We start from the raw sequence: 24,835 nt of genomic DNA, 5'->3' as shown, positions 1-24,835 counted from the left end.
AAAGGGCCGCATCGCGGCCCTCGTGCCGTCATCTGATGAACCGCCCTCAGCCGCCGTCGACGACCCGGGTCGCGGGCCGGTCATGGCCATCCGCCAGCTCCTCGTGCCAGCGGCCGTTCTGGTCCTGATAGACGATGCCGTCGGTGGTTCCCGCCACCGTCTGGCGGGCAGCTGCGCGGGTCGCCGCCTTCAGCGCCGCGTCATGCGTCGGAAAGGTTTCCGACAAGGCTCCGCCTGCCCTGTAGGCCCAGCCGCCGTCGTGCTCGACCACCTCGTATTTGACCATGACCATCGCGCACCCTCCTTTCGATCAAAGGAAAACCGCGCCCCGGCCCTGGGGTTCCGGCTAGTCGCCGTTGCCGCTATCGGCCGCGCGCAGCGAATCCAGCGCCGGCATCGAGGTGATGTGATAGCCGGCATCGACATGATGGACGTCGCCGGTGACACCTCCGGAGAGATCCGAGAGGTAATAGAGCGCCGAGCCGCCGATCTCTTCAAGCGAAACCGACTTGCGCAGCGGCGAATTCGCGCGTTGCCAGGACAGCATCGCGCGCGCATCGGAGATGCCGGCGCCGGCCAGCGTCCGCACCGGCCCGGGCGAAAGCGCGTTCACGCGGATGCCGCGCGGGCCATAATCGCCGGCGAGATAGCGCACGCTCGCCTCCAGCGCCGCCTTGGCGACGCCCATGACGTTGTAGTTCGGCATGATCCGGGTCGAGCCGCCATAGGTCAGCGTGATCATGCTGCCGCCCTTCGGCATGCGGTCAGCCGCGCGCCTGGCGATCTCGGTGAAGGAGAAGCAGGAGATCACCATCGTACGGGAGAAGTTCTCGCGGCTGGTGTCGGCATAGAGCCCCTTGAGCTCGTTCTTGTCGGAGAAGCCGATGGCATGGACGATGAAATCGAGCGTGTTGCGCTCGGGATCGCCACCCCAGGCCTCGTCGAGCGTCGCGAAGGCGGCATCGACGGACGCGGTGTCCTCGACATCGCAGGGCACGACCAGCTTCGAGCCGATGCTCTCAGCCAGCGGCCGGACGCGCTTGCCGAGCGCATCGCCCTGATAGGTGAAGGCGATCTCGGCGCCATGGGCGTGAAGGGTGCGGGCAATGCCCCAGGCAATCGAATTCTGATTGGCGACGCCCATGATGAGGCCGCGCTTGTTGTGCATCAGCGGGAGCATGGCAAACTCGGAAGGGTCTTCAGGACTAGCCCGAAGCGGGAGAACGAAGGAAAGTCGGCGGGTCTGGTCGGTCGAACTCTGAACGGCGTATCAGCATTGCCGGGCCATTGCCGGCCCCGGCATTGGCAGGTCTTGGGCTAGTCGGTCTTGGTGATCGCGGCAGCGGCGGCCTTCGAGGTGGAGACCGGCACGATCTCGAAACGCACGAGGTCGTTCCATTGCAGGGCCCATTCCTGCAGCAGGGCGATATCGTCGCATTCCATGATCTGGAAGCAGCGGCCGAGATCGGCCGAGACCCAGCTTTCGACATAGCGCACGCCGGCCGGTGCCATCCGCCCGCTATGCTGGAAGCGGGCGTAGACATCCTTCACGCGGGCCTGATCGAAATGCTCGATCACCATGAAGAACATGGCGCTCTCAGACCTCCAGCCGCTTCATCACGATAGTGGCGTTGGTGCCGCCGAAACCGAAGGAGTTCGAGAGCACGGTACCCAGGCCGGCATTGTCGATGCGCTTGCGCACGATCGGCATGTCGGCGAAGGCCGGGTCGAGCTCGTCGATATGGGCGCTCTCGCAGATGAAGTCGTTGTTGAGCATCAGCAGCGAGTAGATCGCCTCCTGCACGCCGGTGGCGCCGAGCGAATGGCCGGTCAGCGACTTCGTCGCCGAGATCGGCGGCGCCTTGTCGCCGGCGCCGAAGACCTCGCGGATCGCCTCGATCTCCTTGCCGTCGCCGACAGGGGTCGAGGTGCCGTGCGGGTTGATGTAGTCGACCTTGCTCTTCACGCCTTCGAGCGCCATGCGCATGCAGCGCACCGCGCCCTCGCCCGACGGAGCGACCATGTCGTAGCCATCAGAGGTCGCGCCATAGCCGACGATCTCGCCATAGATCTTGGCGCCGCGGGCCTTGGCATGCTCGAGTTCCTCCAGCACGACGACACCGGCACCGCCGGCGATGACGAAGCCGTCGCGGGCGACGTCATAGGCGCGCGAGGCGCGAGCCGGCGTGCCGTTGAAGTCGGAGGACATCGCGCCCATCGCGTCGAAGAGGACGGAGAGCGTCCAGTCCAGTTCCTCGCAGCCGCCCGCGAAGATGACGTCCTGCTTGCCCCACTGGATCAATTCATAGGCGTTGCCGATGCAGTGGTTCGAGGTCGCGCAAGCCGAGGAGATCGAATAGTTGACGCCCTTGATCTTGAACCAGGTCGCCAGCGTCGCCGAAGCGGTCGAGGACATGCCCTTGGGCACGGCGAAGGGGCCGACCTTCTTCGAGGAGCCGCTCTCGCGGGCCTTGTCATAGGCGTCGATCAGGGCGCGGGTCGAAGGACCGCCCGAGCCCATGATGATGCCGGTGCGCTCGTTGCTGATCTCGGCGGGCTCAAGCCCGGCATCGACGATCGCCTGCTCCATCGCGACCTGGTTCCAGGCCGAGCCACCGCCATGGAAGCGCATGGCGCGCCGGTCGAGCACGGTCGCAGGATCGAGCGTAGGCACGCCCGCGACCTGGCTGCGGAAGCCGTGCTCGGCGAATTCGGTGACATGGGAGATGCCCGATTTCGCCGAATGCAGCGAGGCCAGGACCTCCTGCGTGTTGTTGCCGATGGACGAGACGATGCCCATCCCGGTGACGACGACGCGTCTCATGCTCGCTTACTCCAGCTGTCAGCGCGCGGCGGGACAAGCCCGGCCGCCCTGCATACATACCGCGCAAATGGACCGAGCGGCAGCTGCACGCAAGGTCGGGCTACGTTTTTCCTCAGGCCGCTTCCGGCTTGAACAGGCCGACGCGCATGTCGCTGACCGTGTAGATGCGCTTGCCATCGGCCTCCAGCCAACCATCGGCGATGCCGAGAACGAGCTTGGACTTGAAGACGCGCTTGAAATCGACGCCGTAGACGACCTTCTTGACCGAAGGCAGGACCTGGTCGGCGAACTTCACCTCGCCGACGCCGAGCGCGCGGCCGCGGCCCGGCAGGCCGAGCCAGCCGAGGAAGAAGCCGGTGAGCTGCCAGAGCGCATCGAGGCCGAGGCAGCCCGGCATCACCGGATCACCCTTGAAATGGCAGTCGAAGAACCAGAGGTCGGGCTTGATGTCGAACTCGGCGCGGACGAGGCCCTTGCCGTGCTCGCCGCCCTCTTCGGCGATCTCGACGATCCGGTCGAACATCAGCATCGGCGGCAGCGGCAGCTGCGCATTGCCCGGCCCGAACAGTTCCCCACGACCGCAGGCGAGGATCTCCTCGTAGCTGAAAGACGACTGACGCTGCATTCCCGTGAGGCTCCCTCGCACAAGCCGGATTCGGCCGGTGTCTCGCCTGCCGTGCTAACACAGCGTCAGCCGGAAACGAAAGGGCGCAGGCGACCTTCAGCCGGGTGGACCCTCAAAATCCACGCCATCCCTGCCACAGCGTCCAGGCCGCGACCGCGATCAGGAGGGCGCCGACGCCGCGCCCGATGCGGTCGACCGCAATATCCCGCCCCGTCCAGGTGCTGCGCGCCTGCGCAACGGCCAGCGCCAGCCCGCCATAGACCAGCAACTGCGTGGCAGCGATGACCAGCCCGAGCGCAACCGCCTGAGCCCCGATCCAGCCAAGCTCGGGCCGCAAAAACTGGGGAAAGACCGCGAGCATGAACAGGTAGGCCTTGGGATTCAGCAGGTTGGTGAGAGCGCCGCTGCGAAAGGCGGCCCAGGCGCTCACGCTGCGCCGCTCACGGATCGCCTGCATCGCAGCGCCGCCGCGCAACAGACCGAAGCCGAGCCATGCGACATAGATCGCTCCGGCCAGCAGCATCAGCCGGAACGCCGCCGGCCAGAGCTGCAGCACGACGCCGACGCCCAGCGCGCCGACGACGACATGGCAAGCTCCGCCAGCGATGACACCGCATGTCGCCAGCAGGCCATCGCGCCGGCCGCCGCCAAGCGCATTGGCGAGCACCACGGTCATATCCATTCCGGGAACGATCACGATCCCGAAGACGAACAGGAAGAACACCCAGAGATGCGCCGCCTCGATCATGACCGGCCCTCGCCTGCGACAGGACCGGCCTTATCGGAGCCAGGACGGACAAGGACCGTCAGGAGCCGGGGCCGGGCTCTACGCTTGCGACCCGGGAACCAAGACCTTACATTTGTCGAATAAGAATCCACTCGACAGGCGGAGCGTCCGGACGTTCGTTGCGCATAAGGGGTTAAGAACGAGGCATGAGCGACCTGACCTCCCAGGACCAGGGTTACGGAACGCCGGTGCGGCAGGGCTGCCCCTTCAACGACATTCGCCAGAAGCTCCGGCGCGTCGGGTTGCGGCCGACCCGCCAGCGCGTCTCGCTCGGCTGGGTGCTCTTCGCCAAGGGCCAGCGCCATGTCAGCGCCGAGATGCTGTTCGAAGAGGCGATGAAGGAGCGTATCCCGGTCTCGCTCGCGACGATCTACAACACGCTGCGTCAATTCACGGAAGCCGGCCTCCTGCGCGAGCTCACGCTCGACGGCGCCAAGGCCTATTTCGACACGGCCGATCACGATCACCATCATTTCGTCGTCGATGGCGAGAACCGGGTGATCGACATCCCCGCCGACGAGATCGATGTCGCCAGCCTGCCGGTTCCGCCCGCAGGCTACGAGATCGCGCGGGTCGATGTCGTGGTGCGGCTGCGCAAGATCGACAGCTGACATAAGCTCCGCCCGTTCCGGAGACGATGAGCATGGCTTTCACCGATTCGCCGATCTCGCGACGCGCACTGGCAGGGCTTCTGCTCGCGGCCACCCTCCCCGCTACGCCCGCTCTGGCCGCGCCGCGCAGCTTGCGCGGCACCGTCTCCTTTCGCGAGCGCATTGCCCTGCCGCCCGGCGCCGTCGTCGAGGTGAAGCTGCTCGACGTCTCACTGGCCGACGCGCCGGCGCGCACGATCGCCGAAACCCGCGTCTCGGGCCGGCGAATCCCCGCCCCCTGGACGCTGCGCTTCGATTCCCGACGGATCGATCCCCGGCACAGCTATGCGTTGCAGGCGCGCATCACGCATCGCGGGCAATTGCTCTTCATCACCACGGAACGGCACAGCGTCTTCACGGGCGGGCCGGACAATACCGATATCTGGGTCCAGCGCGTGGCCGGACAGGAGCAGCCTCCCGCGCCCGCCAACTCGCCGGTCGGGAACTGGCGCCTCGCCAGCCTCGGCGGCGGCGAGACCCCGGCCGCGATCGCGACCACACTCGTCATCGCAGCGGACGGCAAGGTGTCGGGCCGCGGCGGCTGCAACGGCTTCGGCGGCACCGCGACCATTCAGGGCCGGGTGATCCGGTTCTCGCGCATGGTCTCGACGATGATGGCCTGCGAGCCCGACAAGATGGCGCAGGAGCAGCGTTTCCTCAAAACGCTGGAGCGCGTGCATCGCTGGAGCTTCGAGCGCCGAACGGGCCGGCTCGTCCTGCTCGATCGCGGCGGCCGGTCGCTGATGACGCTTGCGGCGCAGTGACGCCGGGGAGCGTCCCTCAGTCGACCTTTTCGTTGGGATAGACCCCCCAGAGGCGCTCCTGGCGGATGAAGCCGTTGATATTGCCGACGCTAACGCGGCACCAGGTGTTGGTGCAGGAGGCGACGCTGGCGACGACGCCGGACTGCAGCCTGGCGACGACGGCAGACTCTTCGTTCGCCGCGCTGCGCATCGGGAAGTTCTCGTCCTTCTTCTTCGACCAGGGCGCGACGAGCGCCGTCCGGCGGCCGGAGAGCAGACTGTGCAGCACCCAGCCTTCGGTGCCGTCGGCATCGCGGACGCGGCGCCAGGTCTCGAATTCGGCGGTGACCTCCACCGGCAGTCCGGCGCGCTGATAGACCCAGCGGGTTCGGTGCTCCTTCGAGGGGCCTTCGCGCAGGTTCACGCGGTCCGTCTTCAGGCTGACATAACGCGGCACGGGCAAGCCGGTGACCGATCCCGCCTGCATATCCTGCGCGGACGCGATCGCGGGCAGGCCGATGAGGGCCAGCGCCGCCAGGGCCAGGCAGCGCATCGACGAGACCTTCATGCCGCCACTCTCCTTCGCATCCCGCTTACCCCCGGCGAAGGGGCAAGTTGTCATCCGCCGCGCCGCCGCCTAGACAAAACATGCTGCCGCGCAGCAACTCCCATTCCTGGGCCACCAGGGTTAATGGCGGGTTGAGGAAATGCCGCCGATACGGCCGATGACGGAGGGGTGCCGCCATGACGAAGAAGAAGCCTGTGGTGGTGGTGACGCGCAAGCTGCCAGCCGTGGTGGAAACCCGGATGCGCGAATTGTTCGACGCCCAGCTCAATATCGACGACAAGCCGATGTCGCAGGCCGCGCTGGTCGAAGCGGTGAAGACCGCCGACGTGCTCGTGCCCACCGTCACCGACAAGATCGATGCCGCCATCATCGCGCAGGCCGGCGACCAATTGCGCCTGATCGCCAATTTCGGCAACGGCGTCGACAATATCGACGTCGCCAGCGCGGTGCAGCGCGGCATCACTGTCACCAACACGCCCGGCGTGCTGACCGACGACACCGCTGACATGACGATCGCGCTGATCCTCGCCGTCGCGCGCCGGATCGCCGAGGGCGCGCGCGTCATCCCCGACGACGACTGGGCCGGCTGGTCGCCGACCTGGATGCTCGGCCGGCGCATCACCGGCAAGCGCCTCGGCATCGTCGGCATGGGCCGCATCGGCCAGGCGCTGGCGAAGCGGGCCGCGGCCTTCGGCCTGTCGATCCACTACCATAATCGCCGCCGGGTCGATCCGCGCATCGAGGAGAAGCTCGACGCGACCTATTGGGATTCGCTCGACCAGATGCTGGCGCGGATGGACATCGTCTCGGTCAACTGCCCGCATACGCCGGCGACCTATCACTTGCTCTCGGCGCGTCGCCTCAAGCTGATGAAGCCGGACGCCATCCTGGTGAACACGGCCCGCGGCGAGGTCGTCGACGAGACGGCGCTTGCCCGCATGCTGGAAGCCGGCGAGCTCGCCGGTGCCGGCCTCGACGTGTTCGAGAGCGAGCCGGCGGTCAATCCGCGCCTGCTCAAGCTCGCGCGCCAGCACAAGGTCGTGGTGCTCCCGCATATGGGCTCGGCCACGCATGAGGGCCGCGCCGACATGGGCGAGAAGGTCATCGTCAACATCAAGACCTTCATGGACGGCCACAAGCCGCCGGATCGCGTGCTGCCAAGCATGCTCTGAAGGGCCAAGTCTCTCACCCCGTTGTCATTCCGGGGCGCGCCGCAGGCGCGAACCCGGAACCCACGACCGGGTGAGACGCCGGGAGTTCGTTGGCAAGGAATCTACCCAGTCGTAGGTTCCGGGTTCTTCGCTGCGCGAAGCCCCGGAATGACAAGGGTGGTTTAGGCCACGAGCGATCCGGCGGGGACCCAGGCCGGCAGCTCAGGCGGCGCGCAGCCCCGCAAGGCGCGCCGCTTCCGCCGGCCATTCCCTGAAATCGTCGATGACGCCCGCCGCGCCGGCCGCCAGCAGGCGCTCGCGCATGCGTGACTTGTCATGGGCGACGCCGGTGAAGCCCGCGACCTGCATGCCCGCCGCCTTCGCCGCCAGCACGCCCGGCACCGAATCCTCCAGCACGAGGCAGCGCCCGGCCTCAGTCCCCATCTGCGACGCCGCGAACAGGAAGACATCCGGCGCCGGCTTGCCGCGCGCCACCTGCGAGGCCGAGAAGACATGGGGATCGAACAGGTCGATCAGGCCGGCGAGCCCGAGATTGCGCCGGAGCGGCTCCAGCACCGTCGAAGAGGCAACGCAGCGGCGCCCCGCCATCGCGGTCAGCGCCTCGCGGACGCCGGGAAGCGCGCGCAGCTCCGCTTCCAGCCGCAGGGCGACCGCATCCTCGATACGCGTCTCGAAATCGGCCGGCAGAGGCCGCCCGAGCGCCGCCTCGATGATCTTCATGCCGTCGGCCCAGGGGATGCCGACGAGCTGATCAACATAATGATCGAGCGTCCAGTGGCTCAGCCCGGCCTCATGGCACATGGCGAGGCTGACCTCGCCATAGAGCGTCTCGGTATCGATCAGCGTGCCGTCGCAATCGTAGATGACGAGATCGAACGACACGGGGCTACTCCGTCCGCCGTTCAGCGGGCCTGGAGCGCGTCGAACTGGCCGGTCTTGCGGAAGCGCCAGAGATAGGAGGAGATGACCGCCTCGGACGAGGTCGGCGCCAGCCCGAGCCCGGCGAAGTCGCGGCCCTCGGCCTTGGCTTCAGCCGAGACGACATTGTCGCTCTCGAGCAGCGTGACCTGATCGCGCGTCATGACCAGCTCGTCCGGAATCAGGCCGAGCGTCAGGCCGTCGGCGACCTGCAGGACGCTGCCCATGATCCGCGCCAGCGGGAACGGCAGCGGCGCGAGCAGGCGCTTGCGGCCGGTCACCTTGCAGACCTCCTCGAAGATCTGGCGCAGGCTCTGCACCTCCGGCCCGCCAAGTTCGTAGACGCGGCCGCCCGCCACGACACCATCGACGGCGCGCGCGACGATCTCGGCGACGTCGCCGACGAAGGCCGGCTGGAATTTCGTCGCGCCGTCGCCGACCAGCGGCACCACCGGCAGCATGCGGACGAGAGAGGCGAACCGGTTGAAGAACGTATCCTCGGGGCCGAACATCACGGACGGACGCAGCACGACCGCGCCCGGCACGGAGGCGAACATCGCCGCCTCGCCCTCGGCCTTGGTGCGGGCATAGATCGACGCCGATTCGGCGGAGGCGCCAATCGCCGAGACATGGACCAGACGGGCGATGCCGGCAGCGGCGCAGGCCTGCGCGATGGCGCGCGCGCCATTCGCCTGCACGGCCGGGAAGCTCTGGCGGCCCTGCTCCTGCATGATGCCGACGAGATTGACGACGGCATCAGCCCCCTTCACGGCGGCAGCGACGGAAGCGGGATAGCGCAGATTGGCCTGAACGGCATGGATCTGGCCGACGCTGCCGATCGGCTGGAGGAAATTGGCGAGATCCGGCCGGCGCACGGCGACGCGCACCCGATAGCCGCGCTTGACGAGCGCACGCACGACATGGCGGCCGACGAAACCGGAGCCGCCGAAGACCGTGACGAGTTGCTGGGCCGGGGCCTGGGAAGCCATCGCGAAAGCTCCGTTTAGAATGCTTCTGCCCTCCTAGATCATGTTCCGCCAAAGTGGAAATGCCTTTTGCGGTCAGCGCCTCCCCTATCCCGCCCCTGCGGCGTTCCGCCCTATCCGCGACGCGGCCCTGCCCCTGTTCGACACCGATCCGCCGCTTCCGGAGGAAAACAGCCCGCAATCCGCATGATCCGCGAAGGTGGTTTCCACAGGGCGGCGAAAACAAATTCATTTCGCCGCGACAGGGCCGTTGACAGGACGACTCGGCCCCCGTAAACGAACCGCCGTTGCCCAGGTGGCGGAATTGGTAGACGCACCAGCTTCAGGTGCTGGCGCCTGCAAGGGCGTGGAGGTTCGAGTCCTCTCCTGGGCACCACTCTTTCTTCTCAGCAGGAGAAAGAGTTCCGCATTGACAAGAGGTTAGGTGATATCCGCTTTAGTATCGCGGCATCACCTCAAGGCCCCTGCAATGCCTCGTCCCCTCGCTACCAAGTGGGGACCGATTTTCCTGAGATGACGATAGCAAGGCCCTTTTGGGCCCTCGCCGGAGGTCGATGCGTGACCTGGCTGCGATGATGCACGGCGGGGTGCGTCCTTGCCCCGATTTCTTGAAGCGCCCAGCCACCATTCCAGGCGCCGGGCCAAGCGACGCACGTGCAAGCGAACGCGGCCGGCAACGGAAACGTATCCGCTATCAGGCCTCGTATCGTGGGCCTCTCCAGCCGGATCAGCCGATCGACCGGCCCCGTTCTCTTCAGCGCAACAACCCGCTGAGAATGCCGGCGACATGTTGAAGCGCGGCATCCTTCGCGCGGCGGCGATGCCAGGCCAGGTGCAAGGGGAAGCCGGCGACAGGAACGGGGGGCGGGAACGAGATGAGCCCCTCGAAATCGGCCAGGATGCGTGACGGAAGCAGCGCGATCATGTCCGAGCCCAGCAGCAGGCCGGGCACCATCTGGAAGTTCGGCACGACGAGTCCGACACGGCGCGACAGGCCGCGCCCGGCGAGTTCCGCATCGACGGGCGTGCGTGTGTCGCCGCGGCCGGAAACGAGGATGTGCGGATAGGCCAGCCAGGTTTCGAGATCGAAGCTCTCCGCTCCCGGATGCCCGGCGCGCATGACGACCCGATAGTGTTCGACGAAAAGTTCCTGACGATGCAGGTCATCCTCGGCCGGCGGGAACAGCGAGATCGCGATGTCGCTGGCGCCATCGATCAAGGCCGCGCGAGCAGCATCGGCACCGTGCCAGGGCTGGATCACGAGGTCGATCCCGGGCGCGGAGCGCTGCAATTCCTGCTGCAGCGGCGGGATGATGAACAGCGCCGGGTAGTCCGCCGTGGTGAGCCGGATGGTCTGGCGCATCTCCGAGAGCGACACCACCGGAGGATCGACCAGTTCGGCCACGCCTGCCAGCAAGGATTTGAGCGGGGCCCGCAGCGCCTCGGCCTTTGGCGTCAGGTGCATGGTCCCGCGACCGCGATCGAGAAGGTCGTCCCTGAACAAGTGCCGGCAGCGCTGCAGGGCCGCGGAGGCTGCCGGCTGAGACAGTCCCAGCCGGTCCGCCGCGCGGCTGACATGGGCCTCGTCCAGAAGCGCATCGAGAACGACAAGCAGGTTGAGGTCGATTGCTCTTAAATTCATGAAGCAGATAATATGATAGATTTATAATCGATTGGAGTAATTTTTACTGCAGTCACAGAGTCGCCCCATCGCAAAGGAGGCGACCATGACCAAGACCCTCATCCTGCTGTTTCACCGTGACCTGAAGGGCTCGAAAGCTAATGCCGCACTGGCCGCAGCTGCCGCCAAGGTACGCGGCGTCGAGATCGTCGACATGCAGGCGCTCTATCCCGATGGGATCGAGCTGTTCCGGGACGGCGAGCGCGAGGCTGCCCGACTCCTGTGCGCCGACCGCATCGTGCTGCAGTTCCCGATCCAGTGGTACGCGACCCCGGCCCTGCTGAAATCCTGGCAGGACGCGGTCCTGACCCGCATGTTCTACCTCGCCTACGAGCAGGAAGGCCGGCAGCTGGAAGGCACACCGCTGCTGATCGCGGCCACGGCCGGCAACGTGCCGGAAGCCTACACGCCGGGCGGGCGCAACATGTTCCCGATGATCGAGCTCATGGCGCCGCTGCGCGCGACCGCGCATCGCTGCGGACTCGGCTGGTCCGATCCGTTCATCGTCTACGCGGCGGACAAGCTCGCTCCCGAGGCGCTCGCGGCCGCTGCCGCCAGCTACGCGGCTGCCCTGGAAAACTGGATCGCCGCGACGCCGGCTACGCGGCGGGCAATCGCCTGATCCAAGGCAAGGCGGGCGGGAGACGCTTCGGCCGTGTCATACTTTCGCCCCCTCTCCCACCCTCTCCTCTTTCGGCGGCGGATCGAGGTGGAGGAAGTGGCGCACGACGGGTCCGTCCTCCCCAACATGGAAACGCCTGACCTCGCCCTGCAAGTCGGCGTCGGCCTTCGAGACGCGACGATGCTGGCGCAGATGCTCGGCCCAGGACGCGACCATGAACCATTCGACGAGCTTGTCGGGGTCGGCGGTGTCCTCGGTGACGCCCCAGCCATAGGCTCCGTCGCGCCGTCGCTCGACCGAGAGCGCGTTGATCGCGCGCAGGAAGGGCTCCCGATCGGCCTGCGGCACGCGGTACTCGATCAGGATCAGGACGGGGCCGCGGTCATGGGCGATCTCGGCGGCGACCAGCGGCTCCGGCCAATGGTTGGAGGGCGCGAGATCGGCCTCGCCGGCCGGCAGCTTGATCCGATGCATGACGAAACCGGCGACCAGGAGCGCGATTGCGCCGATGAGCAAGGTGCCGCGGATACCGGCAGCCTCCGCAACCGCGCCCCAGCCCAGGCTGCCCGCCGTCATCGCGCCGTTGAAGACGGTGAGATAGACCGCGAGAGCCCGGCCGCGCACCCAGTTCGGCAGGATCGCCTGCGCCACGCCGTTGAGCGTCGTCAACGCGACGATCCAGGCCGCGCCGAGCAGAAGCAGGACGGCGATCGCGAGCCATTGCGGCGGGCCGAGCGTCAGCGCCGCCATCACGGCAGCGGTGACGACGGCCGAGAGCAACAGCAGCCCGTCGGCATCGAGCCGGGCGCGCAGGCGCGGCAGCAGCACGGCGCCACCGATCGCACCGGCACCGACCGCGCCGAGCAGGACGCCGTAGAAACCGGCACCGCCGCCGAGCAGATTGCGCGCGACCAGCGGCAACAGGGCCCAGACGGCGCTGGCGCAAGCAAAGAAGATCGCCGCGCGCAGCAGCACGACATGCAATTCGCGGCTCGCCCGGGCGTAGCGGAGGCCTGCCCGGAAGGCTCCGGTGAAGCGCTCGCTCAGCGCATCGTCGGCGCCTTGCGGGCGCTTCCACCAGATCAGCGCGGCGATGACGATGACGTAGCTCGCGACGTCGGCGCCATAGGTCATGCCGGCGCCGAAGGCGGCGAGGATCAGCCCGCCCAAGGCCGGTCCGATGGCGCGCGAGATGTTGATGCCGAGCGAGTTCAGCGCCACCGCGCTCTTGAGATCGGCCTTGCCGACGAGCTCGGGCACGATCGCCTGCCAGGTCGGCGCCATCAATGCCGCGCCGACACCGCCGAGGAAGGTGAGGCCGACCAGCGCGGGCACGCTCAGCTGGCCGAGGCTCGCCAGCGCCATCAGCGAGAGGCTGACGCAGCCGAGCAGGATCTGGATCGCTATCAGGAACTTGCGGCGGTCGAGGATGTCCGAGAGCACGCCGGCCGGGATCGCCAGCAGGAAGATCGGCAATGTCGCCGCCGCCTGGACCAGCGCGACCGCGGCCGGCGCACCGGAGAGGTCGGTCACCAGCCAGGCGCTGGCGACGTCGCGCATGAAGGAGCCGATATTGCCGATGATCGTCGCCGCCCAGAGCACGGCGAAGACCTTCTGGCGCAGCGGCGCGAAGCCCGAGGCTGTTTCGGCACTCATCGCGCCGCGCTCTTCCGGCGCCCGAGATCGTCCAGCGCGACGATAATGAAGCCGCCAATCAGGCCGAGATGCTCGAAGAAGCTGTTCGTCGCCATCATCCGCCCCTGGCCTGCGGGCATTTCCCAGAAGCGGATGGCGATGAAGGTCGCGACGAGCGTGAAGCCGGCCAAGGCCAGCGCGGCGAGCCAGCGCCAACGACCGGTCAGGATCATCGCGGTGGCGGTGAGTTCGAAGACGATCACGCCGACCGCGAAGAGCGGCGCCGGGGTCAGGCCGAAATGGGTCATCTCGGCGATGGCGCCCTGAAAATCGAGGATCTTGGTCACCGGCCCCTGGATATAGGCGGCGCAGAGCAGGAGCAGTGCGAACCAGCGCAAAGCACCGGTCTTTGGCGTGGAGAGATGGCCGTCGCCCGCCATGCTCACACCGCCCAGCAGGCGCAGCCGAGCGCGCCCCAGAAACTCCTGAGATCGCCGACCGGCAGCTTGCTCGACCAGGCCCCGGCATGGTCATGGCCATGGACGCCGCAGGAACTGGCGCAACCGCAATTGCTCAGCGCGGCGCGGCGCAGCGAGTTCTTGCCGGCGCCGTCCGGTTCGCCCCAGGCGCCGTAGCCCTTGAAGGTGCGGACAGGTGACCAGTCCGGCATCGCTGGTGGCGGGGCGCTCTGGTCGGCGCTGGCGAAGTCCCTGATGCCATAGACGACCTTGCCGCCGACGATGGTGAGGTCGGCGCTGATGAACGAGATCTCGTCCTCCGGGCAGGCGAAGTAATCGCGGTCGGGCACGATCAGGTCGGCGAACTGGCCGACCGCGATCTGGCCCTTCTCGCCTTCCTCGTTGGAGAACCAGGTGACCTTCTCGGTCATCATCCGCAGCGCCGTCTCGCGGTCGAGGCAGTTGCGCTGCGGCGTCATGCGCAGGCCACCGACGGTCTTGCCGGTCACCATCCAGGCAAGCGCAACCCAGGGATTGTAGGAGGCAACGCGGGTGGCGTCGGTGCCGGCGGAGGTCCTGACGCCCTTCTCCAGCATCCGCGCCACCGGCGGGGTCGCTTCGGCTGCGGCGGCGCCATAGCGCTCGACGAAATACTCGCCCTGATAGGCCATGCGGTGCTGCACCGCGACGCCGCCGCCCAGCGCGGCAATGCGGTCGATCGAGCGCTCCGAGATCGTCTCGGCATGGTCGAAGAACCAATTCAGGCCCTTGAGCGGGATATCCTTGTCAACCTTCTCGAAGACGTCGAGAGCGCGTGAGATCGTCTCGTCATAGGTCGCGTGCAAACGCCAGGGCCAGCGGTTCTCGGCGAGGATGCGCACGACGCCTTCGAGGTCGCCCTCCATCTCCGGTGGCATGTCCGGGCGCGGCTCGCGGAAATCCTCGAAATCGGCGGCGGAGAAGACCAGCATCTCGCCGGCGCCGTTATGGCGGAAATAGTCGCTGCCCTGCTTGTACTTCGAGGTCTTCGTCCAGTTGAGGAAGTCGTCCTTCTCCTGCTTCGGCTTCTGCGTGAACAGGTTGTAGGCGAGGCGGATGGTGAGCTGGTTGTCGTCGGAGAGCTTCTGGATGACGGCGTAGTCGTCCGGATAATTCTGGAAACCGCCGCCGGCATCGATCGCGCCGGTGACGCCGAGCCGGTTGAGCTCGCGCATGAAATGGCGGGTCGAATTGACCTGATAGTCGAAGGGAAGCTTGGGCCCCTTGGCCAGCGTCGCATAAAGGATATTGGCGTTCGGCCGCGCCAGCAGCAGGCCGGTCGGATTGCCGTTGGCGTCGCGGGTGATCTCGCCGCCGGGCGGCTGCGGCGTGTCCTTGGTGTAGCCGACGGCGCGCAGCGCGGCACCGTTCAGCAAGGCGCGATCATAGAGGTGCAGGATGAAGACCGGCGTGTCGGGCGCGACCGCGTTGAGCTCCGCGATCGTCGGCAGGCGCTTCTCGGCGAACTGGTGCTCGGTGAAGCCACCGACGACGCGCACCCATTGCGGCGGCGGCGTCACCGCGACCTGCCGCTTCAGCATGTTCATCGCGTCGGCCAGCGAGCGCACGCCGTCCCAGCGCAGCTCCATATTGAAGTTGAGGCCGCCGCGGATGATGTGCAGGTGGTTGTCGATCAGGCCCGGCAGCGCGCTGCGGCCTTTGAGGTCGATCACCTTCGTGTCCGGCCCGGCATGGGCCGTCACTTCGGCTTCGCTGCCGACCGCAAGGAACAGGCCGTCCTTGACCGCGACCGCGCTCGCGGTCGGGTTGCCGCGGTCCAGCGTCGTGAAGCGGCCGTTGCGGAGAATGAGATCGGCGGTCATCGGGCGGGCTCCAGGGCCTGTAGATTGCGGGCCGGGCGTTTGGGCGTTGGCGCTGCCGAGCAGGCCGGTCAGGGCGCCGGCTGCGGCACCGAAGGTGGTCTGGCGGCGCGTCGGGGTCATCAGGCCTGTCCCTTGTCCTTGTCGTCGATCGGCTGGCGTGCCGGGAGCGCGCCGAAGACATGCTCGCCGCATTCGCGCTGCAGCCAGCCGAGGCTGAACCCCTGGCCCGAGACCAACCGCTTGGCGATCGGCACGATCTGCTCGCCGGCGAGGATGCCGAGCAGGCCGATCAGCGCGATCACGGGCGGGGCCGGCGAGCGCACGTTCAGCAGGCTGTAGAGGACGCCGACGAGCAGGCCGGCGCCGAGCGAGAACAGGTAGAGCTTCATCGCATCCCCCACGGCTGCGACCGGGGCGGCAGGGCCGCCCCGGAGCGGGTATCGGCCGGGCTCAGCCCTTTACGAAGGCGAGCAGGTCGGCGTTCAGCACCTCGGCATGGGTGGTCAGCATGCCGTGCGGATAGCCCGGATAGACCTTGAGCGTGCCGTTCTTCAGATGCTTGATCGATTCATGCGCGGAGGCGCCGATCGGAACGATCTGGTCGTCGTCGCCATGGGCCACGAGCGTCGGCACGCTGATCGCCTTGAGATCGCCGGTCTGGTCGGTCTCGGAGAAGGCCTTGATGCCGTCGTAATGGGCCTTGGCGCTGCCCATCATGCCCTGGCGCCACCAGTTCCTGATCACGCCCTCGTCGACCTTCGCGCCTGGCCGGTTGTAGCCGTAGAACGGCCCGGTCGGGACATCCAGGAAGAACTGCGCCCGGTTGTCGGCGAGCGCCTTGCGGAAGCCGTCGAAGACCTCGATCGGCAGGCCGCCGGGATTGCCGGCCGTCTTGACCATCAGTGGCGGCACGGCCGAGACCAGCACCGCCTTGGCGACGCGGCCCTGCGGTTCGCCATGCTTGGCGACATAGCGCGCGACCTGGCCGCCGCCGGTCGAATGGCCGATATGAACCGAGTTCTTCAGGTCGAGATGCTCGACCACAGCCGAGGCGTCGGCGGCATAGTGGTCCATGTCATGGCCGTCCCAGACCTGGGCGGAGCGGCCATGGCCGCGCCGGTCGCTGGCGACGACGCGATAGCCCTTGTGCAGGAAGAACAGCATCTGGGCGTCCCAGTCGTCGCTGCTCAGCGGCCAGCCATGATGGAACATGATCGGCTGGGCGTCCTTCGGCCCCCAGTCCTTGTAGAAGATCTCGACGCCGTCCTTCGTCGTGACGAATGGCATGGTCAGTGTCCTTCCTGAGCGCCGAACATGGTCTTCGCGTAGATGATGCCGAGCCCGTAGGCGCCGCCGAATGACTTCGCGATTCCCGTGGTCAGGTCGTAGGTTGCGGTACGAGCCCAGTCGCGCTGGAGCTCGAGCAGATATTGCAGCGAAGTCATCGGCCGCGCACCTGCCTGGACCATGCGCTCCATCGCGCGTTCATGGGCTTCGTCGGAGACGTCGCCGCAGGCATCTGCGATGACATAGACCTCGAAGCCCTGGTCGATCGCCGAGAGCGCGGGACCGACGATGCAGACGCTGGTCCACAGGCCGGCGAGCACGATGCGGCCCTTGCCGATCTCGTTGACGCGGGCGATGACGCCGGCATCCTCCCAGGTGTTCATCGAGGTCCGGTCGAGCATCTTCTGGCCAGGGAAAGCGCGGCCGATCTCCTCGAACATCGGGCCGGAGAAGCTCTTCTCGGCCACGGTGGTCAGGATGGTCGAGGCGCCGAAGCCGGCCGCGGCATGCGCGACGAGGGCCGCATTGTTGCGCAGCTGGACGGCGTCGATCGACTTGGTCGCGAAGGCCATCTGCGACTGAAAGTCGATCATGATCAGCGTGTGATCCTGCGGCGTCAGCAGGAGCTTGCCTGGAGCGGCTTTAGCGGTCGGCATGTCGTGTCCCCCTTTTGCGAATGGTCCGGAAAGGGCTCGGCGGGGCCGATCGCCGGACCCGTGAAGCATGGCGTTTCGATCCAAAGCCCGATGCTGTGAAGTGGTACGCAATGCGCTCCCATCGGGGCAATTATCCGGAGGTGTCGATCAGCCCCTGCCTAGGGATAGGGTGGCGTCCACGGGAGCCATCCGGGGAAGGTTCGGCCGGCTTCGTCCCGAGGCAAGCCAGCAGCGCCTCGGGATCGCAGGGCTTGGCCAGATAGCCGTCGAGGCCGCTGCGACTGGCATGCCGTTCCGTGGTCGCGTCGGGATAGGCTGTGATCAGAATCGCACGCGTGGAGGCCGCGCGCTCCTTCACTTCGAGACAGAGTTCGAGTCCGCTCATCATGGGCATGCGATGATCGGCGATGACGGCGAAGGCGGCGGGGAGCACGCTCGATGTCAGGAGATCGGTGGCAGCAGCAAAGACGCAGGCCTCGAAACCCATCGCTTCGACCAGTGCCGCCATGGCGGCGCGGGCCGAAGCGTCGTCATCGACAATGGCAATCAGCGGAAGCCCGGCCATCCGAACCGACCCCTTGGGGCGTGTGATCCGGCCATCCTGCTTTCGATGCGCAGGGACGGCAATTATACCGGGGTATCGCCTGACCTGTTCCCGGAGCCAGCGAGAGCCAGCCGATCGGCGATCCGCACGAGATCGGCGAGCGAATTCGCGCGCAGCTTGTGCATGACCTGCGCCCGGTGGACCTTGATGGTGACCTCGCTCAGCCCGAGCGCCTGCGCGATCTGCTTGTTCATCTGGCCGGCGGCGACAAGCGGCAGGATTTCGCGTTCACGCGGGGTCATGGTCGCGACACGGCCCTGCAATTCGGCGAGAGCAGCGGCCTTGGTGCGATCTTGCCGATTCTGCGCGATGGCGCGATGGACGCCGTCCAGCAGGTCCTGGTCGCGGAAGGGCTTGGTCAGGAACTCGACGGCGCCGGCCTTCATCGCTGCCACCGACATCGGGACATCGCCATGGCCGGTGATGAACACGATCGGCAGCGGATTGGCCGAACGGCCAAGCTCGCGCTGGAACTCCAGCCCGCTCAGGCCCGGCAGGCGGACATCGAGCACGAGGCAACCCGGCAGGTCCGGGCGGGTAGACGCCGCGAAGGCCTGTGCGGTCTCGAAGCAGAGCACGTCATGGCCGACCGAACGCAGCAGGCTTTCCAGCGAGGCGCGCATCGCGGGATCGTCATCGACCACGTAAATGAGGAAGCCGCTTTCCGTCATGGCGAGGCGCTCTCGCCGGGAGAGAGACCGGCCGCGGCAGGCAAGGTGAACTGGAAGACCGCACCGCGCGGCTGGTTGTCGGAAGCCCAGAGCCGTCCGCCATGGGCCTCGATCACGGTGCGGCAGAACATCAGGCCCATCCCCATGCCGTTCGGTTTCGTCGTGAAGAACGGCTCGAATATACGGTCGCGCCCGGCCTCTGCCAAACCGCTGCCATTGTCGGCGATGGCGACGAGAACCTCGCCATGAGGCTGGCGCCGCGAACTCAACACGAGCAGGCGCTGGCCGGGCGTCGCGCACATCGCATCGACGGCATTGTCGATCAGGTTGCAGAGGACCTGTTCGAGCTGGAGGGCGTTGCCGATGACGAGCGGCAGGTCGCCGTCGAACGCCGTCCTTACCTCGACACGGGCAAGGCGGACATCGCCCGCGAGCTGCCTGAGGGTCGCGGCGATCATCCGGTTGAGGTCCAGCGGCGCGCGCTCCTGCATCGGCTTGACGAACATGGCGCGGATGCCGGCGACGATGCGGTTGGCACGGTGGCCATCCGCGACGATCCGCTCCAGAGCCGCGCGTATCTCCTCGATCTGAGGCTGCTCACGGTCGAGCCAGCGCAATCCGGCCGAGGCATTGGTCACCATGCTGGCCAGCGGCTGGTTGACCTCGTGGGCGATGGAGGCCGAGAGGGCCTCCGTTGCGGTCAGGCGGTTCTGTCGAGCCCGGCGCTCGGCGATCTCGGCGCGGGCCAGCCGGGCATGGACCGTCGTCGCCTCGGAAAGCAGCACCAGCAGCACGACACCGGCCGAGATCAGGCCATAGATGCGCCCCGCCCACCAGCCGACGCTCAGCCGGACCGCTGCGCTGAAATAGGAAATGAGGATGATCTCGCTCAACAGCGTGACGAGCAGGACCATCAGCCAGAGATCGAGGGTCGTGCGTTTGCGCGCGGCAAGTGCGGTCAAGCCGGCGACATAGAGGACGACGGCAGCGGCGGGCACATAGCTCCAGAGCCGTGCGACGCTGCGGGCATCCGCCATGAAGGGCGGCAGCTTCGCGGCATTGGTGACGATCACCAGGCTGCAGGTCAGAGCCGCGATCATGGTTGCGAGGATGGTGCCGGCGAGGACGCGCTCCGTGGACCCAGGCCAGGGACGCCGGCTGAGCAGCGCATAGGCGAGGACGAAAAGCGGGAAGCTCAGGCGGCGCAAGGCCGCGATCGTGGCTGTCGCCTGCAGATCCGGCTCCGGAGCAAGCGTCGTGAAGACGCCGGGAAAAGTCAGGGCCCAGGGAATCGCGAGCAGGGCCGAGAACAGGAAGCCAGCCGCCAGAAGCAGGATCGCGCGCGAGCGCTGAATGGCGAACTGGGCGAAGAGCAGGGCGGCTGCGGTCAACTCGACGATGAGGATCGCCGCGGCGTAGGCGGCTACGAAAGGCTCGGTGCCGATCGTGGGTTGGCGCGCATAGGGGATGGTCACGGCCAGCACGCCGATCAGCAGCGCGATCAGGCCGCCTGCCAGAAGGTTCTGGCGTGGAGTGGGCGGCGACGCCAGCGGCGAGCGCTCGGTTTGTGCGGTCATCGCCTCGCCTTGAATCGCGTCCGGGGCCGGACTGGCGAGAGTTCGCGCACGATCCCCCGGCTTGCGTCAATCTCTTCGGCAAGCGGCCGGGCCTGAGCCAATCTCGGACTCGGCCTTCGCGTGATCGAGGACATCGAACTCGGCGATCAGGACCGGGGTTGCCTGCCCGTCCTGGGATGGCGCGAGCGACACGCGACGAGCCAGCCGCTCCTTTGGTGACGAACCCTGTGATTCACAGCGTGTTCTTGTGGACGCGGCCATCCTTCATGATCACCGCGAAATTCCTGTGCGGATTCTCAAGCAGCTTGATGTCGTCGAGCGGGTTGCCCGCGACCACGAGCAGGTCGGCGAAAGCGCCCTCCGCGAGCACGCCGAGCTTGCCCGGATAGGGATTGCGCATGTTGGAAAGGCCGAGCAGCTCGGCATTCCCCGCCGTCGCCATCTGCAGGGTTTCGGCGTTGCTGTACCAGTTGCTGAGATGGGTGAGCATGATGTTCTGGCGCGGTGTCAGCTCGGGCGAGAACAGGACGTCCGAGCCCCAGGCTGTCTTGATGCCGAACTTGCGGGCGAAGCCATAGAGCTGCGGCGTGCCGACGAAGATCTGCTCGGCGCGCTCGGTCCCCGGCCCGGTCTGTGAGGCCGCGTCCGCCATGGTCAGGAAGGGCTGCGTGCTGAGCCAGACGCCCTTCTCCGCGATCATCCGCGCCGTGGCCTCGTCGATGAGATGGGCATGCTCGATCGACGTCACGCCGGCGGCCACGGCGCGGCGAACGGCGCGCGTCGTATAGGCATGCACCGTCGCATAGGTGTTCCAGTCCTGCACCACGGCAACCGCGGCGCGCAGCTCGTCCTCGCTGAAGGTGAGGATGTCGAGCGGGCTGCGCGGCGACGAGACGCCGCCACCGCCCATCAGCTTGATCTGCGACGCGCCCTGCAGCAATTGCTCGCGGATGCGCATCTGCAAATCGCCGACGCTGTCGACGATCGCGGCCCCTCCGAACAGCTCGCCCTTGCTCAAGCGGCCGCCATCGCGCGGAAACTCGGTCTGCAACCTGAGGTCGCCGTGGCCGCCGGAAGTGGTGATCATGGCGCCCGACGGATAGATGCGCGGGCCGGGGATCAGGCCGGCATCGATCGCTTGCTTGAAGGAAAAGACGGGACCACCGAGATCGCGAACCGTCGTGAACCCGCGCATGAGCGTGCGGTTGGCCTCGGCGGTCGAGGAGGCATAGATGATGCCGGGATCGCCGTTCAGCAGGATGGGGAGCGGCACCGCGGCGAAGATCGTGTGCCAATGCGCGTCGATCAGGCCGGGGATGAGGACGCCGTTGCGGCAGGCGATGACGGTCGCGCCGGCTGGTGCGGGAGCATTGCTGAAATCGACGGAGGCGATCCTGCTGCCCTCGACTAGGACTTGCGCGCCCTCCCGCACCTTGCCCGTGACACTGTCGAACAAGCGCGCTTCGCGGAACAGGGTCTTGGTCGGCGGCGCGGCGGTCTGCGCCGAGGATTGCCCGGGCAGCATGCCGGACAGGGCAGCTGCCGCCGCGCCGCCGAGAAGGCCGCGCCGCGACAGGGTTTCGAGGCGGCGGGAAGCGGCGTGCAGTTCGGGATTGTGGCAACCGCACCCGGCGCGATGAGCCAGATGCCCGTATTTCTCACCGAGTCTCAGCATCGCATCTCTCCCTTAGGCTGGCCAGGCGACCTTGCCGCCAAGGCCCTCGCCAGCAGCCGCGGTGGGCCCGGAACGGCATCGCGGCGATCGGATCGTCGTTTCGCTCGATGCCCGCCCCGAACCGCTCATCAGCAGGCGGACTATACGCCTAGAACGAGCCGACGACCGAGCCAAGAAACAGCACGGCCACCAGCGAGATGACCACGCCGACGATCACGGTCATGACCATGTCCTTGTAGCTCTCGGCATGGGTCAGCTTGCTGATCTGCAGCAGCATCAGCACCGTGCCGTTATGCGGCAGGGCATCCAGCGTGCCGGCGCTGATCACGGTGATGCGATGCATCAGCGCGGGATCGACGCCATAGGTCGCGGCGAGCTTGAGGAAGTGATCGCCGAGCGCGGCCAGCGCGATCGCCGAGCCGCCCGAGGCCGTGCCCGTCAGCGCGGCAAGCGTGTTCATCGCGACCGTCAGCGAGATCAGCGGGCCGCCGGGGAGGCCGATGACGGCGTCCCGGACAAGATTGAACGCCGGGAGGGAAGCGATGATCGCGCCGAAGCCGACGAGGCTCGCGATCGTCAGCATCGGCAGCGCCGCGGAGTTGGCGCCCGCGTCGAGGCTCTCGCGAATATTGGGCATGCGGCGGAAATTCACCGCGATGACCGTCAGGTTCGCGGCCGCCAGCGCCAGCATCACCGACCAGACGCCGCCGATCGTGTTGATCGACGTGCTGCCCCAGGAGGGCTCGGCCAGGAAGGCGAAATTCATCCGCGGCAGCACCACGAGCGCCATCAGGAAATTCACGACGATGACGACGACGAGCGGAAGTGCCGCCAGCACGAAGGGCGGATGGTCTTCCGCGCGCTTGCCATGGTCGAGCTCGGCGGGGTCGAATTCGCCGGCGACCGTGGCCTTCTCGCGCAGCTTCTCGTCGATGACGGCCGGCTCCTCGGAGACCGCCCCGAAGCCCTCTCCAGCGGCACGGGCCTTCGCTTCCGCGCGGGCGAGCCACCACAGGCCGAAGGCCAGCGTGATCAAGGAGGCGACGATGCCGATGCCGGGGGCGGCGAAGGTGGTCGTGCCGAAATACGGCATCGGGATCGCGTTGTTGACCGAGGGCGTGCCCGGCAGGGCCGTCATCGTGAAGGTGAAGGCGCCGAGGCCGATGGTGGCCGGCATCAGGCGGCGCGGAATGTCGGCCGCCTTGAACATCTGCTGCGCCATCGGGACGAGCACGAAGAAGGCGACGAAGACGCTGACGCCGCCATAGGTGACGATGGCCGAGGCGAGCACGACGGAGAGAATGGTCCGCTTCGTGCCCAGGCGCTCCGTCAGGTATTTGGCGATCGAGGCGATCGAGCCGCTATCGTCCATCAGCTTCCCGAACAGGCCGCCGAGCAGGAAGATCGGGAACCATTGCGCCACGAAGCGGGCCGCGCCCGGCATGAAGGTCTGCGTCCAGTGCGCGAGGGCGGGCTCGCCGGCCAGGATCGCGGCGGCAAGGCCGGCGATCGGAGCGACCATCAGGATGCTCCACCCGCGATAGGCGAGCCACATCAGCAGCGCCAGGGCGACAAGGATGCCAATCAGTCCCACAGCCGAAACTCCTTCTCAAAAACACGTTTCGCGCCGGCGGTGCGGCGCGACTGAAATCCCGATGATCAATGCGCCGGCCCGGCGGTCGCTGCCCGGCCGGCGAGATGACGGCGCCGATTGTCCTCGGGCGTGGTCGCGTCGGGCGGCAGGACAGGGATCAGCGCCTTGAAGCCTTGCGCTCCGATCAGCATCAGCCAGGTCACGAGCACGAAGGTCGAGGTCAGCACGGGCATGCCGATCGGCTTCAGGAAGATCGCGACGGAAGCCCAGAGCCAGGTCGTCACGACGATTCCGAACAGCGTGTAGAGGAAGCTGCGCCAGGTCAGGACGAGGAAGAAGCCGCCGAGCGCCATCGCCGTCAGCGCGGCGTTGTAGCCGAACAGGCCGTCGCGGATCGCCCCTTCAGGCCCACCGAAGATTGCGGCGGTCGCAGCGGCCAGTCCCGCCCCGATGAGCGCCATCGCAGCGCTGATGCGCGAGTTCACGGCGATGCCGAGGACGATCAGGTAGCCGGCGATCCAGTTGTCCTGGAAGAAGATCTGCCCGATCGCGTTGCCGATCCCCATGTACCAGGTCGGCAGGATATAGGCCGCCGCCTGGGCGTACTGGTCCGGCGAGACCGGCTTCGCCAGCGGGCCGGCCTCGATATTCGCGAATTTCAGCACCGCGAAGAGAAATAGCCAGCCGACGAGGACGAAGGGCGCCGTCAGCGCCGCGACCTTGTGGGGCTGGAGCAAGGCGCCGATGGCCGAGAAGACCACGCTCGTCATGGCGGCGGCGAACAGGATGTAGACGAACATGGGGAAGGACGGCACCGCGCCGGTGCGGAAATTCGCGCTGGTGAAGGCGACGAGCGCGAGCCCGACGAGGGCGCCGTTGAAGCCGAACAAGCCGTCCGCGATCAACCCCTTATCGGCATCGAGCAGCCGCGCGGTCAGGGTCGAGACGACCGCACCCAGCAGGCAGATCGCGCCATAGATCCAGGAATTGAAGAAGAGCGCGCCAAGAATGATGGCCCCGGACACGGGGTTGTTCTGGAACACCACCTGCCCGATGCCGCGCAGGACATGGATCGCGAAGGCTGCGACGGCATTCCCCTCAAGCTGTCTCGTATCCATGCAAAGCGTCCCCTCCGACGGCAAGCCCGGCCGCATGCCGGGCCGTTCAACCTGCATCGGCCCGGCGGTCGTGGCTGGCCCTGGAGCAGGCGTTCCAGGGCCGATGGTGGCGGCGGCACGGC

Annotated in this window: 26 protein-coding genes and 1 tRNA gene; 5 read left to right on the top strand and 22 right to left on the bottom strand. The window is 67.2% G+C overall.

From position 1 onward, the window contains the following. Positions 1-46 precede the first annotated feature (46 nt). From AC07NY_RS12400 to AC07NY_RS12375, 6 genes are all read right to left on the bottom strand, one after another. Positions 47-292: a DUF2188 domain-containing protein gene (locus AC07NY_RS12400; RefSeq protein ID WP_492284560.1), complete on the bottom strand. Its 246-nt coding sequence runs from the start codon at positions 290-292 to the stop codon at positions 47-49. 54 nt (positions 293-346) lie between these two features. Continuing rightward, entirely contained in the window at positions 347-1,180 is an 834-nt protein-coding gene (gene fabI, locus AC07NY_RS12395; RefSeq protein ID WP_494584093.1) for an enoyl-ACP reductase FabI, read from the bottom strand. 137 nt (positions 1,181-1,317) lie between these two features. Further along, positions 1,318-1,590 (bottom strand): DUF3303 domain-containing protein, encoded by a 273-nt coding sequence (locus tag AC07NY_RS12390; RefSeq protein WP_494584092.1) that lies wholly within the window; start codon positions 1,588-1,590, stop codon positions 1,318-1,320. 7 nt (positions 1,591-1,597) lie between these two features. Beyond that, positions 1,598-2,824 (bottom strand): beta-ketoacyl-ACP synthase I, encoded by a 1,227-nt coding sequence (gene fabB, locus AC07NY_RS12385; RefSeq protein WP_257735365.1) that lies wholly within the window; start codon positions 2,822-2,824, stop codon positions 1,598-1,600. A gap of 112 nt (positions 2,825-2,936) precedes the next feature. Then, positions 2,937-3,449: a 3-hydroxyacyl-[acyl-carrier-protein] dehydratase FabA gene (gene fabA, locus AC07NY_RS12380; protein ID WP_047578039.1), complete on the bottom strand. Its 513-nt coding sequence runs from the start codon at positions 3,447-3,449 to the stop codon at positions 2,937-2,939. A 112-nt stretch (positions 3,450-3,561) separates the two neighbouring features. After that, positions 3,562-4,197, bottom strand: coding sequence for a LysE family translocator (locus AC07NY_RS12375; RefSeq protein WP_494584091.1), 636 nt, complete (start codon positions 4,195-4,197; stop codon positions 3,562-3,564). 185 nt (positions 4,198-4,382) lie between these two features. Between AC07NY_RS12375 and irrA the strand changes: the two genes are divergently transcribed. Both irrA and AC07NY_RS12365 read left to right on the top strand, forming a co-directional pair. Beyond that, entirely contained in the window at positions 4,383-4,847 is a 465-nt protein-coding gene (irrA, locus tag AC07NY_RS12370) for an iron response transcriptional regulator IrrA (RefSeq protein WP_306226588.1), read from the top strand. 32 nt (positions 4,848-4,879) lie between these two features. Then, a complete protein-coding gene (locus tag AC07NY_RS12365) occupies positions 4,880-5,650 on the top strand; it encodes a YbaY family lipoprotein (protein WP_494584090.1) in 771 nt (256 codons plus the stop codon). Between the two features lie 16 nt (positions 5,651-5,666). On the opposite strand, the gene AC07NY_RS12360 is transcribed toward AC07NY_RS12365, so the two are convergent. Then, entirely contained in the window at positions 5,667-6,197 is a 531-nt protein-coding gene (locus tag AC07NY_RS12360; RefSeq protein WP_492284565.1) for an SH3 domain-containing protein, read from the bottom strand. A gap of 176 nt (positions 6,198-6,373) precedes the next feature. Here AC07NY_RS12360 and AC07NY_RS12355 point away from each other — a divergent pair, with 176 nt between their 5' ends. Next, positions 6,374-7,369, top strand: coding sequence for a 2-hydroxyacid dehydrogenase (locus tag AC07NY_RS12355; protein WP_492284566.1), 996 nt, complete (start codon positions 6,374-6,376; stop codon positions 7,367-7,369). A 201-nt stretch (positions 7,370-7,570) separates the two neighbouring features. On the opposite strand, the gene AC07NY_RS12350 is transcribed toward AC07NY_RS12355, so the two are convergent. Both AC07NY_RS12350 and AC07NY_RS12345 read right to left on the bottom strand, forming a co-directional pair. After that, positions 7,571-8,251, bottom strand: a complete 681-nt coding sequence (locus AC07NY_RS12350) for an HAD family hydrolase (RefSeq protein ID WP_494584089.1) — start codon at positions 8,249-8,251, stop codon at positions 7,571-7,573. A 20-nt stretch (positions 8,252-8,271) separates the two neighbouring features. Then, positions 8,272-9,276: a complex I NDUFA9 subunit family protein gene (locus AC07NY_RS12345; RefSeq protein WP_494584088.1), complete on the bottom strand. Its 1,005-nt coding sequence runs from the start codon at positions 9,274-9,276 to the stop codon at positions 8,272-8,274. Between the two features lie 286 nt (positions 9,277-9,562). Between AC07NY_RS12345 and AC07NY_RS12340 the strand changes: the two genes are divergently transcribed. Beyond that, a tRNA-Leu gene (locus AC07NY_RS12340) sits at positions 9,563-9,649 on the top strand. Positions 9,650-10,027: 378 nt separating this feature from the next. On the opposite strand, the gene AC07NY_RS12335 is transcribed toward AC07NY_RS12340, so the two are convergent. Continuing rightward, positions 10,028-10,915 carry a LysR family transcriptional regulator gene (locus AC07NY_RS12335; RefSeq protein WP_494584087.1) on the bottom strand — a complete coding sequence of 296 codons (888 nt, stop codon included), beginning with the start codon at positions 10,913-10,915 and terminating at the stop codon, positions 10,028-10,030. Between the two features lie 85 nt (positions 10,916-11,000). Here AC07NY_RS12335 and AC07NY_RS12330 point away from each other — a divergent pair, with 85 nt between their 5' ends. Beyond that, complete coding sequence (locus tag AC07NY_RS12330; protein ID WP_494584086.1) at positions 11,001-11,576, top strand: NAD(P)H-dependent oxidoreductase; 576 nt, start codon at positions 11,001-11,003, stop codon at positions 11,574-11,576. Between the two features lie 36 nt (positions 11,577-11,612). Here AC07NY_RS12330 and AC07NY_RS12325 read toward each other — a convergent pair whose 3' ends face one another. The 12 genes from AC07NY_RS12325 to AC07NY_RS12270 all read right to left on the bottom strand — a co-directional run bounded on the left by AC07NY_RS12325 (position 11,613) and on the right by AC07NY_RS12270 (position 24,713). Then, positions 11,613-13,232, bottom strand: coding sequence for an MFS transporter (locus AC07NY_RS12325; RefSeq protein ID WP_494584085.1), 1,620 nt, complete (start codon positions 13,230-13,232; stop codon positions 11,613-11,615). Beyond that, complete coding sequence (locus AC07NY_RS12320) at positions 13,229-13,651, bottom strand: DoxX family protein (RefSeq protein ID WP_494584084.1); 423 nt, start codon at positions 13,649-13,651, stop codon at positions 13,229-13,231. Before AC07NY_RS12320 ends, AC07NY_RS12325 begins: the two co-directional genes overlap by 4 nt. Positions 13,652-13,653: 2 nt before the next feature. Further along, positions 13,654-15,651, bottom strand: coding sequence for an amidohydrolase (locus AC07NY_RS12315; RefSeq protein ID WP_494584083.1), 1,998 nt, complete (start codon positions 15,649-15,651; stop codon positions 13,654-13,656). Next, on the bottom strand, positions 15,651-15,920 hold the full coding sequence (locus tag AC07NY_RS12310) for a XapX domain-containing protein (protein ID WP_494584082.1): 270 nt from the start codon (positions 15,918-15,920) through the stop codon (positions 15,651-15,653). Before AC07NY_RS12310 ends, AC07NY_RS12315 begins: the two co-directional genes overlap by 1 nt. A 61-nt stretch (positions 15,921-15,981) precedes the next feature. Then, a complete protein-coding gene (locus tag AC07NY_RS12305) occupies positions 15,982-16,818 on the bottom strand; it encodes an alpha/beta fold hydrolase (protein ID WP_494584081.1) in 837 nt (278 codons plus the stop codon). A 2-nt stretch (positions 16,819-16,820) separates the two neighbouring features. Next, on the bottom strand, positions 16,821-17,474 hold the full coding sequence (locus tag AC07NY_RS12300; protein WP_494584080.1) for a hydrolase: 654 nt from the start codon (positions 17,472-17,474) through the stop codon (positions 16,821-16,823). A gap of 130 nt (positions 17,475-17,604) precedes the next feature. Next, positions 17,605-18,039 (bottom strand): response regulator, encoded by a 435-nt coding sequence (locus tag AC07NY_RS12295; protein ID WP_494584079.1) that lies wholly within the window; start codon positions 18,037-18,039, stop codon positions 17,605-17,607. 62 nt (positions 18,040-18,101) lie between these two features. Further along, positions 18,102-18,749 (bottom strand): response regulator transcription factor, encoded by a 648-nt coding sequence (locus AC07NY_RS12290; protein ID WP_494584078.1) that lies wholly within the window; start codon positions 18,747-18,749, stop codon positions 18,102-18,104. After that, positions 18,746-20,326: a sensor histidine kinase gene (locus AC07NY_RS12285; protein ID WP_494584077.1), complete on the bottom strand. Its 1,581-nt coding sequence runs from the start codon at positions 20,324-20,326 to the stop codon at positions 18,746-18,748. The genes AC07NY_RS12290 and AC07NY_RS12285 overlap by 4 nt, the downstream gene beginning before the upstream one ends. Before the next feature lie 232 nt (positions 20,327-20,558). Next, on the bottom strand, positions 20,559-22,001 hold the full coding sequence (locus AC07NY_RS12280; RefSeq protein WP_494584076.1) for a metal-dependent hydrolase family protein: 1,443 nt from the start codon (positions 21,999-22,001) through the stop codon (positions 20,559-20,561). A 148-nt stretch (positions 22,002-22,149) separates the two neighbouring features. Further along, complete coding sequence (locus AC07NY_RS12275) at positions 22,150-23,595, bottom strand: GntP family permease (RefSeq protein WP_494584075.1); 1,446 nt, start codon at positions 23,593-23,595, stop codon at positions 22,150-22,152. A gap of 65 nt (positions 23,596-23,660) precedes the next feature. Next, positions 23,661-24,713 (bottom strand): urea transporter, encoded by a 1,053-nt coding sequence (locus AC07NY_RS12270; RefSeq protein WP_494584074.1) that lies wholly within the window; start codon positions 24,711-24,713, stop codon positions 23,661-23,663. Positions 24,714-24,835: the final 122 nt, after the last annotated feature.

It is taken from the genome of Allobosea sp. GW821-FHT09G06 (genome assembly GCF_059416005.1).
This window is presented reverse-complemented; position numbering and strand designations above follow the sequence as displayed.